At 71.1% G+C, this 12,491-nt stretch carries 12 protein-coding genes; 6 read left to right on the forward strand and 6 right to left on the reverse strand.

The window, feature by feature from the left end:
- Positions 1–6: 6 nt before the first annotated feature.
- The 5 genes from ACP7BP_RS03090 to ACP7BP_RS03110 all read left to right on the forward strand — a co-directional run bounded on the left by ACP7BP_RS03090 (position 7) and on the right by ACP7BP_RS03110 (position 5,098).
- Entirely contained in the window at positions 7–774 is a 768-nt protein-coding gene (locus tag ACP7BP_RS03090) for a flagellar biosynthetic protein FliR (protein WP_426242379.1), read from the forward strand.
- Entirely contained in the window at positions 774–1,919 is a 1,146-nt protein-coding gene (locus ACP7BP_RS03095) for an EscU/YscU/HrcU family type III secretion system export apparatus switch protein (protein WP_426242381.1), read from the forward strand. The genes ACP7BP_RS03090 and ACP7BP_RS03095 overlap by 1 nt, the downstream gene beginning before the upstream one ends.
- 75 nt (positions 1,920–1,994) lie before the next feature.
- The gene (gene flhA, locus ACP7BP_RS03100) at positions 1,995–4,043 is read left to right on the forward strand and encodes a flagellar biosynthesis protein FlhA (RefSeq protein ID WP_426242383.1); all 2,049 of its coding nucleotides are present in this window, start codon (positions 1,995–1,997) and stop codon (positions 4,041–4,043) included.
- 7 nt (positions 4,044–4,050) lie between these two features.
- On the forward strand, positions 4,051–4,314 hold the full coding sequence (locus tag ACP7BP_RS03105; RefSeq protein ID WP_426242385.1) for a hypothetical protein: 264 nt from the start codon (positions 4,051–4,053) through the stop codon (positions 4,312–4,314).
- A gap of 304 nt (positions 4,315–4,618) precedes the next feature.
- Positions 4,619–5,098 (forward strand): hypothetical protein, encoded by a 480-nt coding sequence (locus ACP7BP_RS03110; protein WP_426242387.1) that lies wholly within the window; start codon positions 4,619–4,621, stop codon positions 5,096–5,098.
- Here the strand turns inward: ACP7BP_RS03110 and ACP7BP_RS03115 are convergent.
- From ACP7BP_RS03115 to pdxH, 4 genes are read right to left on the reverse strand one after another with little or no spacing between them, the layout of a single operon-like run.
- Positions 5,065–7,035: an ABC transporter ATP-binding protein gene (locus ACP7BP_RS03115; RefSeq protein ID WP_426242389.1), complete on the reverse strand. Its 1,971-nt coding sequence runs from the start codon at positions 7,033–7,035 to the stop codon at positions 5,065–5,067. The two genes, ACP7BP_RS03110 and ACP7BP_RS03115, sit on opposite strands and share 34 nt — an antisense overlap.
- The gene (locus ACP7BP_RS03120) at positions 7,032–8,765 is read right to left on the reverse strand and encodes an ABC transporter ATP-binding protein (RefSeq protein WP_426242391.1); all 1,734 of its coding nucleotides are present in this window, start codon (positions 8,763–8,765) and stop codon (positions 7,032–7,034) included. The genes ACP7BP_RS03115 and ACP7BP_RS03120 overlap by 4 nt, the downstream gene beginning before the upstream one ends.
- Position 8,766: 1 nt before the next feature.
- On the reverse strand, positions 8,767–9,345 hold the full coding sequence (locus tag ACP7BP_RS03125) for a TetR/AcrR family transcriptional regulator (RefSeq protein WP_426242393.1): 579 nt from the start codon (positions 9,343–9,345) through the stop codon (positions 8,767–8,769).
- 60 nt (positions 9,346–9,405) lie between these two features.
- Positions 9,406–10,053 carry a pyridoxamine 5'-phosphate oxidase gene (gene pdxH / locus ACP7BP_RS03130; protein ID WP_426242395.1) on the reverse strand — a complete coding sequence of 216 codons (648 nt, stop codon included), beginning with the start codon at positions 10,051–10,053 and terminating at the stop codon, positions 9,406–9,408.
- Positions 10,054–10,114: 61 nt separating this feature from the next.
- Here pdxH and ACP7BP_RS03135 point away from each other — a divergent pair, with 61 nt between their 5' ends.
- Positions 10,115–10,711, forward strand: a complete 597-nt coding sequence (locus ACP7BP_RS03135; protein WP_426242397.1) for a class I SAM-dependent methyltransferase — start codon at positions 10,115–10,117, stop codon at positions 10,709–10,711.
- 14 nt (positions 10,712–10,725) lie between these two features.
- Here ACP7BP_RS03135 and ACP7BP_RS03140 read toward each other — a convergent pair whose 3' ends face one another.
- Positions 10,726–11,379, reverse strand: coding sequence for a response regulator (locus ACP7BP_RS03140; protein ID WP_426242399.1), 654 nt, complete (start codon positions 11,377–11,379; stop codon positions 10,726–10,728).
- Complete coding sequence (locus ACP7BP_RS03145; protein ID WP_426242401.1) at positions 11,376–12,470, reverse strand: sensor histidine kinase; 1,095 nt, start codon at positions 12,468–12,470, stop codon at positions 11,376–11,378. Before ACP7BP_RS03145 ends, ACP7BP_RS03140 begins: the two co-directional genes overlap by 4 nt.
- Between the last annotated feature and the right edge of the window lie 21 nt (positions 12,471–12,491).

The following is a 12,491-nucleotide window of genomic DNA, read 5'->3' on the forward strand; positions in this document are numbered from 1 at the left end:
CGACCGATGACCATCACCCTCGACGGGCAACCCGCGCTGGCCCTGCTGCTGGCCTCGGTGCGCATCGTGGCCTGGATGGCCGTCGTACCCCCGTTCTCGTCGCGCTCCGTGCCGGCGATGGCGAAGGTGGTGCTCTCGCTCGGCCTGGCGCTGGCCGTGGCGCCCGAGCTGGCCGACTCCGCCATCCCGGTCGACACCTTCGGATTCATCGTCGCGGTGGTCACCCAGGTCGCGATCGGGGTGTCGATGGGCTTCGTGACCTTCCTGCTCTTCGCGGCCATCACCACCGCCGGCGCGCTGATCGACACGTTCGGCGGCTTCGCGCTCGCCGCCGCCTACGACCCGCTCTCGATGAACATGAACACCGTCTTCGGCAAGTTCCAGCAGATGCTCGGCACGATGCTGCTGTTCGCCACCGGCGGGCACCTGATCGTCGTGGGCGGCCTGCTCAGCACGTTCGAGATCCTGCCCCTGGGAGGCACGCCCGACGTGTCCAACGGGCTCGGCATGCTCACCACGGCGATGCGGATGTTCTTCGCCACCGCCGTGCAGATCGCGCTGCCGATGATCGCCGTGCTCTTCCTCGCCGACGTGGGTCTGGCGCTGCTCACCAAGGTCGCACCGCAGCTCAACGCCATCAACGTGATGTTCCCGGCCAAGATCGGGCTGACCCTGCTGCTCGTGGGGCTGTCCTTCCCGGTCCTGCCGGAGGCGGTCGCCCAGCTCGTCGAGCTCTCCAACGAGGCCATGGCCACGATCGCGGGAGCCACCTGATGAGCGAGGAGAAGACTGAGAAGCCCACCGACCGCAAGCGCAAGCAGTCGCGCAAGGAGGGGCAGGTCCCCCGCACCCAGGAGCTCGGCGGCTGGGCCTCGATGCTGCTGGTCGGACTGGCCCTGCCGCCGCTGATGAGCCGGGAGGTGGGCGCGCTGACCCACCTGATGACCACCGCCCTCACCGCGACCGCCGACGTCGACCGTGCGCTGGCGCTCGAGATCCTCGGTCAGGGGCTGTGGCACGTGCTCTTCACCCTGGTGATCCTCGGCGCGGCCGTGATGGTCGTCGGCGTCGCCGCCACGCTCTCGCAGGGCGGGTTCTACCTGGCGACGAAGTCGATGCAGCCGAAGCTCTCCAAGCTGTCGCTGCTGCAGGGCGCCAAGCGGATCTTCGGCGCCCAGGCGGCGTGGGAGGGCGTCAAGATGGTCATCAAGAGCGCCCTGGTCGGCGTCCTGGTCTACATGGCCATCCGCTCCCTCATGCCGCTGATCGGCGGCATGGTCCCGATGTCGATCGTGATCGACCAATTCTTCGGCAGCGCGCTGAGCCTGATCCGCAACATCGCGGTCGCCGGGCTGGTGCTCGCCGTCGCCGACTACGCGATGGCCCGGCGCCGGGTGGGCAAGCAGACCCGGATGAGCAAGCAGGAGGTGAAGCAGGAGCACAAGAACACCGAGGGCGACCCCCTCCTCAAGAGCGCCATCCGCTCCCGCCAGCTCGCCGCCGCCCGCAACCGGATGATGTCGGACGTGCCGACCGCAGACGTCGTACTCGTCAACCCGACGCATGTGGCGATCGCACTGCAGTACGACGCCGAGCGCGGCGCGCCCAGAGTGGTCGCCCGCGGCGCCGGTGAGGTGGCCACGAAGATTCGCGCGAAGGCGACCGAGGCCGGCGTGCCGCTGGTGCGCGACGTCCCGCTGGCACGCGCGCTCTACGGCTCCACCAAGGTGGGCCAGGAGGTGCCGCCCGAGCTGTTCAACGCGGTCGCCCAGGTGCTCGCCTTCGTCATCAGCCGTCGCAACTCCGGCCGGACCGGCGGGGAGCACAACTCCCCGCGCGCGGCCGGCGAGCTGCCCCCGGTGCCCCGGGTGAGGCCTCGTCGACCGAATCCCTCAGGTGGGTCCGGCAGCGGCCGATAGGAGTGCCGGACACACGGACGGTGTCTCGAACGCGCCATGGATGGCCGCCGTATCGGCGACTTGAAAGGCAGCCCCGTGCCCCGCAAAGGCTTGACCCAGCTCGCTGTCCCGGTCGGGATCGTCTTCATCGTCGTGATGCTGGTCGTCCCGCTGCCGTCCATGGTCCTGGACCTGCTCATCGCGCTCAACATCACCGCGGCCCTGCTGGTGCTGCTCACCGCGATGTTCGTCCACCGCCCGCTCGACTTCGCGGCGTTCCCCGCCGTGATCCTCGTGCTCACCCTCTTCCGGCTGGCCCTCAACGTCAGCGCCACCCGCCTGGTCCTGCTCGACGGCTACGCCGGCAAGGTGATCGACACGTTCGGCCACTTCGTCGTCGGCGGCTCCCTGATTGTCGGCCTCATCGTCTTCGTCATCTTGCTGATCATCCAGTTCGTGGTGATCACCAACGGTGCCGGCCGGGTGGCCGAGGTCGGCGCCCGATTCACCCTCGACGCGATGCCCGGCAAGCAGATGGCCATCGACGCCGACCTCAACTCCGGGCTGATCGACGAGAACGAGGCCCGGCGCCGGCGCACCGAGGTGCACCAGGAGGCCGACTTCTACGGCGCGATGGACGGTGCCTCGAAGTTCGTCAAGGGCGACGCGGTGGCCGCCATCGTGATCACGCTGGTCAACCTCATCGGCGGCTTCGGCGTCGGCATGGCGCAGAAGGGCCTGTCCTTCGGCGACGCCGTCCACACCTACAGCCTGCTCTCGATCGGCGACGGCCTGGTCTCCCAGATCCCCGCCCTGCTGCTCTCGGTCGCCACCGGCCTCATCGTCACGCGCAACTCAGGCGAGGACGACATGGGCTCGGACATCCTGCGCCAGATGGGCGCCAACAAGATGCCGCTGCGGGTGTCGGGCTTCGCCGCGTTCTCCCTGTGCCTGATCCCCGGCCTGCCCAAGATCCCGTTCCTGATCGCCGGCGGCATCATGCTGCTCTTCTCCACACGCGTCCCGGAGAAGCCCGACCCGGCGGCCGACGCTGCTGCTGCCGCCGCGGAGCTGGTGCCCTCCCCCGACTCCCCCGAGCTGCTGGCAGCGGAGATCCTGGTCGACCCGCTCGGCCTGGAGCTGGCCGCCGACATGATCGACCTCGTCGACCCGGCCGCCGGCGGTGACCTGCTCGACCGCGTCAAGGCACTGCGCCGCAAGGTCGCCGGCGACATCGGGATCGTCGTACCCCCAGTGCGCACCCGCGACAACATCGACCTGCCGATGCACCACTACGCCATCAGGCTCTTCGGCGTCGAGGTCGCGCGCGGAGAGGCGCCGGCCGGCACCGTGCTGGCGATCGGCGACATGCTCGGCGCGTTGCCGGGTACGCCGACGGTCGAGCCGGTCTTCGGCCTCGAGGCCAAGTGGATCCCCGCGTCCATGCGGCACCAGGCCGAGCTCGGTGGCGCCACGGTCGTCGACCGGGCGTCCGTCATCACCACGCACCTGGCCGAGATCGTCACCACCCAGGCGGCCCGACTGCTCGGCCGCGAGGACGTGCGGGTGCTGACCGACATGGTCAAGCGCAGCCACCCGATCGTCATCGAGGAGCTCACCCCCGTGCAGCTCAGCCTCGGCGAGGTGCAGCGAGTGCTGCAGTCGCTGCTCGACGAGAAGGTCTCGATCCGCGACCTGGTGCAGATCTTCGAGGCCCTCTCCCTGAAGGCACCCAGCACGCATGACCTCGACGCACTCGTGGAGGCGGCGCGCAACACCCTCGGGCCCGCCATCGTCGCGCCGTACGTCGCCGACGGCACCGTGCACGTCATCAGCCTCGAGCCGGCGCTCGAGCAGCGGATGCTCGAAGCCTTGCGCGGCACCGAGCACGGCCCCGTCATCGCCCTGGACCCGACCCTCGGACAGCAGGTGCTCATGGACATCACCCGGCTCGCCACCGAGGCAGAGAACCAGAACCTGCGCCCGGTGCTCACCTGTGCGCCGCAGATCCGCCCGGCTCTGCGGCGGATGGTGCGGCCCACCTTCGACCGGTTGCCCGTGCTCTCCTACCCCGAGCTCCTCGGGGCAGGCAACGTCCGCTCCCTCGGTGTCATCGCCGTCGAGGCGCACGCGGTGATGGCATGAGGACCTCATGAGCCCGCTGTCGCCGATGGTGCTGGGCGCCGCCGCCCTGGTCACCTCACCGGCCATCTACGACACGGTGGTCGAGCAGTCGCTGCCGCTGGACCAGGCGCTGATCCGCTACCTCGTCGCCGTGGCGATCTGCTGGGCACTGCTCAGCGTGCTCACGGAGTTCGCCCTCAAGCCGCCTCCCGCAGCACGAGCGGCCGGTGCCGACGACGCGGAGACCGCCGTGCTCGACATCGCGGCACCCGCGGAGAAGCCCGCCAGCTAGCGGAGCCCGCGAAATAGCAGCGACCCGCAGGCTTGTCCCTCTCCACCTGGATCGCCGGGAGGTGGGACTCCCCGGGGGATGAGCTCCGGGGACCTGCGGGTCGGGCAACTGCTTGTGGATTACCAGCGGCACCCTGCGAACAGGTCGCGCGCCTTCCACTGGCAGGCGCTGCTAGCGAGCAGTCACCTCACGCATCCGAAAGTTCTTCATGTCTCGGACCACCTCCTTTCCGTGTGGGACAACCGTACGGCGCGATGCCGACGAGGCCAAGGGATTTATCCCCACCAGGTGGTAGAACGGCCCGATGGCCCGCACCATCACCCGAGACAACCTCGGCGCCTGGCTCATCAAGGCCGCTCCGGACACCGGCATCGACCTGCCCGCCATCGTCGAGCGCGGTGGCCAGCGCGTCACCAGTCGGTGCGTGGCTCGCGGCTACCGGTCGAGGCTGATGGCCGAGGGCGACGTCGTCCTCTTGTGGGTCTCGGGCGACGGACGGCGGCTGGCTCGCGGCATCTGGGGCGTCGGCCACGTCGTGGGGCCGGTCCATGACGACGGCGACGACACCATCGGGGGCAGCGAGGTGCCGCTCGACATCCCTCTGCTCGCCGACGCGGTCCCGGCCGGCGCCCTGGTCGCCGCCGGCATCGACGACCTCGAGGTGCAGCGCATGCCCCAGGGCTCGAACCCGTCGTGGGTCTCGAAGGAGCAGCTAGCCAGGATCGCGCCCCTGCTGCCGCCTGAGGCCGGTCAGGTGGTCGCCGCGGCGAACTGGGCGTTGTAGAGCCGCGCGTAGGCCCCGTCGTCGGCCAGCAGCGACTCGTGCGTGCCCTGCTCGACGATGGCGCCGTCCTCCATCACCAGGATCAGGTCGGCGTCGCGGATCGTCGAGAGCCGGTGCGCGATGACGAACGACGTGCGGTCGCTGCGCAGGGCGGCCATCGCGTGCTGCAGCAGCAGCTCGGTGCGCGTGTCCACCGACGACGTCGCCTCGTCCAGGATCAGCAGCGCCGGGTCGGACAGGAAGGCGCGCGCGATGGTGACCAGCTGACGTTCCCCGGCCGAGAGGTTGGACCCCTCCTCGTCGATGACCGTGTCGTAGCCGTCGGGCAGGGAGTGCACGAAGCGGTCGACGAACGTCGCCTCCGCCGCTTCGAGGATGTCCGCCTCGGACGCCCCCGGACGGCCGTAGGCGATGTTGTCGCGAATGCTGCCCGCGAAGAGCCAGGTGTCCTGCAGGACCATGCCGACCTGGCTGCGCAGCGCACCCCGCGGCATCGACGTGACGTCGACCCCGTCGAGCAGGATCCGGCCGGCCTGCGGGTCGTAGAACCGCATCACCAGGTTGACCAGCGTCGTCTTGCCGGCCCCGGTGGGGCCGACGATCGCGACGGTGTGACCCGACTGCGCCACGAGCGACAGGTCGGTGATCAGCGGCGTCGCCTCGTCGTACGAGAAGGAGACGCCCTCGAACCGGACCTCACCGCGCCGCTCGCTCTCGTCCGCCGGTGCGCCGTGGGCGTCGGGGACCTGCTCCTCGGCGTCGAGCAGCTCGAAGACCCGCTCGGCCGAGGCCACCCCCGACTGCAGCACGTTGGTCATCGAGGCGACCTGCGTCAGCGGCTGGGTGAACTGGCGGGAGTACTGGATGAACGCCTGTACGTCGCCCAGGGACATCGTCCCGCTGGCGACGCGCAGCCCGCCCAGCACGGCGATCACGACGAAGTTGAGGTTCCCGATGAACATCATCACCGGCATGATCAGCCCGCTGACGAACTGGGCGCCGAAGGAAGCCTGGAAGAGCGCGTCGTTCTGCTCGTCGAAGGTGCGCTCCACCTCCTTCTGGCGACCGAAGACCTTCACCAGCGCGTGGCCGGAGAACGTCTCCTCGATGTGCGCGTTGAGGGCGCCCGTCTGCCGCCACTGCGCGACGAACAGCCCCTGGGACCGCTTCATCACCGCGCCGGTGACCCACATCGTGATCGGCACCGTCACCAGCGCGACCAGCGCCAGCAGCGGCGAGATCCAGAGCATCATCGCCAGCACGCCGACCACCGTCAGCAGCGACGTGAGCAGCTGGCTCATCGTCTGGCTGAGGGTCTGGGACACGTTGTCGATGTCGTTGGTGACCCGGCTGAGGAGCTCGCCGCGAGGCTGCTTGTCGAAGTAGCTCAGCGGCAGCCGGTTGACCTTGTCCTCGACGTCGCCGCGCATCCGGCGCACGGTGTTCTGCACGACGTCGTTGAGGAGGTAGCCCTGCAGCCAGGCCAGCAGCGACGCGGCGACGTACAGGGCCAGGACGAGCAGCAGCACCCGGCCGACGGCGTCGAAGTCGACTCCCCGGCCCGGGACCAGGTCGCGCATCGACTCGATCATGTCGGCGCGGCGGTCCTCGCCCTGGCCGCGCAGCGCCTGGACCGCCTGCTCGCGCGTGCTCCCGGCGGGCAGCTGGCTGCCGAGGAGGCCGGCGAAGATGAGGTCGGTGGCCCGGCCCAGCACCTTGGGGCCGATCGACATCAGGAAGACGCTGCCGATGGCGAGGCCGACCACCGCGAACGCCTTGGCACGCTCCGGGCGCAGCCGCCCGAGCAGACGTTTGGCCGACGGCTTGAACTCCGACGCCTTGCCGCCGACCATGCCGCCGCCGAACGGTCCGCGCCCCGGGCCACCCGGCCCGGCCTGCACGCGCTCGGTCTCCTTCAGCTTGCCGTCGCTCGTCATGCCGCCTCCTCCGCGCTCAGCTGGGACGCGACGATCTCCTGGTACGTCGAGCAGTCCGCCAGCAGCTCGTCGTGGGTGCCCCGGCCGACCACCTCGCCGTCCTCCATCACGAGGATCAGGTCGGCGTCGCGGATGGTGGACACGCGTTGCGCCACGATCACCACCGTGGCATCGCGGGTCTCGGGTCTCAGCGCCGCGCGCAGCCGGGCGTCGGTCGCCAGGTCGAGGGCGGAGAACGAGTCGTCGAAGAGGTAGATCCCGGGGCGCCGTACGAGCGCCCGGGCGATCGCGATCCGCTGCCGCTGCCCGCCGCTGACGTTGGTGCCCCCCTGGGTGATGGGGGCGTCGAGGCCCTCGGGCATGGCCTCGACGAAGTCGCGGCCCTGGGCGATCTCGAGGGCGCGCCACAGCTCGTCGTCGGTCGCGTCGGGCTTGCCGTGCAGGAGGTTGCTCCGGACCGTCCCGGAGAAGAGATAGGCCTTCTGCGGCACCAGTCCGAGCGCTCCCCACAGCACGTCGGGGTCGAGGTTGCGCACGTCGACGCCGTCGACGAGCACCCGCCCGCCGGTGGCGTCGAAGAGGCGCGGCACGAGGTTGACCAGCGTGCTCTTGCCCGCGCCCGTCGAGCCGATGATGGCCACGGTCTGGCCGGGCGTCGCGGCGAAGGACACGTCGCGCACGACGGGCACGTCGGCCCCCGGGTAGGTGAACTCGACGTGGTCGAGCTCGAGCCGGCCCCGCCCGCCCACGAGGGTCACCGGCTCGGCGGGCGGGACGACCGAGGTCTCCGTGCCGAGCACCTCCATGATCCGCTCGGCGCACACGGACGCGCGCGGGATCATCATCATCATGAAGGTCGCCATCATCACCGACATCAGGATCTGCACGAGGTAGGCGAGGAACGCGGTCAGCGACCCGACGTCCATCTGGCCGCTCGCGACGCGGTGACCGCCGAACCACAGGACGGCGACCGACGAGGCGTTCAGGATCAAGATGACGACCGGGAACAGCAGCGCCTGCCAGCGTCCGGCGCGCAGCGCGACCGCCGTGAGGTCGTCGTTGGCGGCGGCGAAGCGCTCGGTCTCGTGGGCCTCGCGCACGAACGCCCGCACGACCCGCACCCCGGTGATCTGCTCGCGCAGCAGCCGGTTGACCTCGTCGATCTTCTCCTGCATCGCGCGGAAGCTCGGCACCATCCGCACGACGATCAGCGACACCGAGACGAGCAGCGCCGGGATGCACACGGCGAGCAGCCACGAGAGCCCGAAGTCCTCGCGCATCGCCATGAACACGCCGCCCACCATCATGATCGGCGCGGCCACCATCAGCGTGCAGGACATCAGCACGAGCATCTGCACCTGCTGCACGTCGTTGGTCTCGCGGGTGATCAGCGACGGCGCGCCGAACTGCTGGAGCTCACGCTGGCTGAACGAGCCCACGCGGTGGAAGATCGCGGCGCGCAGGTCGCGGCCGAAGGCCATCGCCGTACGCGCGGAGAACCAGACGGCGGCGACCGAGCACGCGATCTGTGCGAGGGCGACGACGAGCATCACCCCACCGGTGCGCATGATGTAGCCGACGTCGCCCACGGCGACGCCCTCGTCGATGATGTCGGCGTTGAGGCTGGGCAGGTAGAGCACCGCCACCGTGCCGACGAACTGCAGGCCGACCACGGCCAGCAGCCAGGTCCGGTAGGGCTCGAGGTGCTCGCGCACGAGGCGCACCAACATGTCAGTCCTCCTCGAGGAGTACGCCGTGGAGCAGGGCGTCCACGATCTGGGTGGGGGTCAGCGGACGGCCGTCGGAGATGCCGTGGTGGCTGGCGCTGAAGGTCAGCAGGTTGATGAGGTGCACGACCTCGTCGACCGGCCGGCGGAGCCGGGCGGCGTCCGGCTCGAGGAGGGCGGCCAGGAGGGCGCGCAGCGTGCGGCGCCCGGCCTCGTGCGCCTCGTGGTCGTGCTGGGGTGGCGACACCATCCCCACGGCGGCCATCAGGCCGAACACCGCCAGGTAGCGCTGCTGCAACGCGGTGACGTAGGCGACCAGCTTCTGCTCGAGAGGCAGGGCGGGATCGATCCCCCGGACCCGTGCGGGCAGCTCACCCGGCTCGAAGGCCTGCGCGATGGCCGCCTCGACGAGCTCGTCCTTGGAGCCGAAGACCCGGAAGATCGTGCCCTCGGCCACGCCCGCGGCCTCGGCGATCAGCCGGGTCGTGACGTTGCGGCCGTGCTGGTAGAGCAGCGGCCGGGTCACGGCGATCAGGGCGGCGCGACGGTCGTCGGGCTCCATGCGGGGGGCGCGGGGGGTCACCCGCAGCACTATAAGTGAGTGAGTGCTCACTCACAACTGGTTTTCGTCGACGGACGGTCCTCAGGGGGCGAGCCGGTGGGTGGTCCAGCCGGTGCTGTCGGGAGTACGCCGGTAGACCAGGCGGTCGTGCATCCGCCCGGGACGTCCCTGCCAGAACTCCACCTCGGTCGGGTGCACGGCATAGCCGCCCCAGTGCGGGGGCGGCGGCACCTCGACGCCCTCGAACCGGGCGGTCACCTCGTCGTAGGCCGCGGCGAGCTCGTCTCGCGAGGCGACCTCCGACGACTGCTGCGAGGCCCAGGCGCCGAGCTGCGACCCCCGTGGCCGGGTCGCGAAGTACGCCGCCACCTCGGGCTGCGGCAGCGACCACGCCTCGCCGGTCACCCGCACCTGGCGCTCCAGCGCATGCCAGGGGAAGAGCAGCGCACAGCGCGGGTTGCCGGCCAGGTCGACGCCCTTGGCCGAGAAGCGGTTGGTGAAGAAGTGGAGGCCGCGCTGGTCGAGGCCCTTGAGCAGGACCATGCGCGAGGAGGGCTGGCCCTCCCTGGAGACCGTCGAGACCACCATCGCGTTGGGCTCGTGGACCCCGGCGGCCATCGCCTCCTCGAGCCACCGGCGGAACATCTCCATCGGGTCGGCGGCCAGGTCGGCCTCGGCGAGCCCGCCGGCGGCGTACTCCGCGCGCAGCGCGGCCAGGTCCAGGTTCATGCCCTCAACCCTAGGGTGCCGTGCATGCCGGCCACGGGGGGCGCGTGCCAGGGTGGTGGACATGGGCAGCGACGACATCGGCCGCTGGGACGCCGAGGCGGCCCGCTTCGACGAGGCGCCCGATCACGGCCTGCTCGACCCGCAGACACGCGACGCGTGGCGAGAGCTGCTCCTCGAGCTGCTCCCGCCGGCGCCGGCGCGCATCGCCGACCTCGGGTGCGGCACCGGCACCCTGGCGCTGCTGCTGGCCGCCGAGGGGTATGACGTCGACGGAGTCGACTTCTCCCCCAGGATGATCCAGCAGGCACGCGCGAAGGCCGGCGTCACCTCCGGCGTGCGGTTCGTGGAGGGCGACGCGTCCGCGCCGCCGCTGGACCCCGCGTCGTACGACGTCGTCCTCGGCCGACACGTCCTCTGGGCGATGCCTGCACCAGAGGACGCGCTCGGTCGGTGGGCCGACCTGCTCGCACCGGGCGGCCGGCTGGTGCTGGTCGAAGGCTCATGGCACACGGGTGCCGGCCTGACCGCACGCGAGACGGAGGCCCTCGTCTCGTCGCTCGGCCGCACCGCCACGACCAGGCGCCTGACCGAGTCGGTGCTCTGGGGACGGGAGATCGACGACGAGCGCTACGTGGTGGTCAGCCCCGCAACCGGGTGACCAACTCTCACGGGCTACCCCGGCCCGAGACCCGACTCGATCGCGAAGACGACCAGCTGCGCCCGGTCGCGGGCGTGCAGCTTCACCATGGCACGGCTCACGTGGGTGCGGACGGTGTCGGGGCTGACCACCAGCTCCTCGGCGATCTCCTGGTTGGACCGGCCGGTCGCCACCCAGCCCGCGATCTCCCGTTCCCGCTCGGTGAGGTCGTCGAGGCGAGGATGCGGCTGGGCGGGGCGGCGCACCGTCCCGAAGTGCTCGATCACGCGCCGGGTCACCGATGGCGCCAGCAGGGACCCGCCGTCGGCCACCACGTGGATCGCCTCGAGCAGGGCGGCCGGCTCGGCGTCCTTGAGCAGGAAGCCGCTGGCCCCGGCGCGCAGGGCCTCGAAGACGTACTCGTCGATCTCGAAGGTGGTCAGCATGACCACTCGGACGGCGGTCAGGTCGGCATCGGCGGTCACCTCGGCGAGCAGGCCGAGCCCGTCGAGCACGGGCATCCGGATGTCGCAGAGCACCACGTCGGGACGGGTGCGGCGCAGCATCTCCAGCCCCTCGCGACCGTCGTTCGCCTCGCCGACGAGCTCGAGGTCGGGCTCGCTGCCGACCAGCGTCGCCAGCCCCATCCGGACCAGCGGCTGGTCGTCGACCAGCGCGACCCGGATCACGGCGACTCGATCCGAACCGTGGCCCGGACGCGAAATCCCTCGGCCGAGCCGCCGGCCTCCAGAGTGCCGCCGAGTGCCTCGACGCGGGAGCGCATGCCCGAGATGCCCATGCCCCCATCCTGCCCGGCCGTGACCGTGCCGTGGCCGTCGTCGACAACGGTGACGACGAGCCGGTCGCCCCGTCGCCCCAGCGCGACAGTGGCTCGGGTGGCCCGTGCGTGGCGGAGCACGTTGGTGAGCGACTCCTGCACGACGACGTACGCCGCATGGTCGATTGCCGCCGGGAGCTCGCCCGGATCGGTCGTCAGGTCCACTGCCAGCCCGCCCGCACGCACCCGGTCGACGAGGGCGGGGATGGCGTCCACGCCCGGGAGCGCCCGCCGGGGCGCCCGCTGGCCCGACATCCGCGCCAGCTCGGACCGGAGCTCGTCGAGCGCCTCCCGGCTCTGGTCGCGGATCGCCTCGAGGCTGGCGCGGGCTCGGGCGGGCTCCTGGTCGAGGACGTGCAGCGCCACGCCCGCCTGCATCGCGATCACGGCGAGTCCGTGGCCGACGCCGTCGTGCAGGTCCTGCGCCATCCGGAGCCGCTCCTCGGCGGCCGCCCGCTGGACGCGGTCGGCGCGCGCCTCCCGACGGGCGCGAAGGGCCGTCCCGACCGCTCCACTGGCCGCCACGAGGGCCGCCTCCCCCAGCATCTGCCACGCCGTCTGCTGCCAGTCGACGTCGCTGCTGGCCGCGCGCACCCCCTGGCCGACTGCGATCAGCGTCACCGCGGCAGCTGACCACGACCACCACTCGCGCGGCGGGCGGGCGTTGGCGACGACGAGGGTGGTCAGGGGCACGGTGAGGTAGATCGGGCCGTCTGAGTAGCCGAGCGCGAAGTACGTCGCCACGATCAGCCCGTTGCCGCCGATCGCGAGCGCCGGCCACCGGTGCAGCAGCAGGGTCAGCGCAGCCAGGACCGCGACCGTCACGGCGGGCACCAGCTGGCTGCGCCCGGTGCCGTCACCGGCCCCGTTGGCGCCTGCCGTGCCGGCTGCGACCAGCACGGCCAGCGGCAGCACCCACCACGAGCGCGTCAGTCCGGTCATGCCACGAGGCTAGGGCGGATC

The organism is Nocardioides sp. LHG3406-4 (assembly GCF_049897745.1).
GTDB lineage: Bacteria > Actinomycetota > Actinomycetes > Propionibacteriales > Nocardioidaceae > Nocardioides.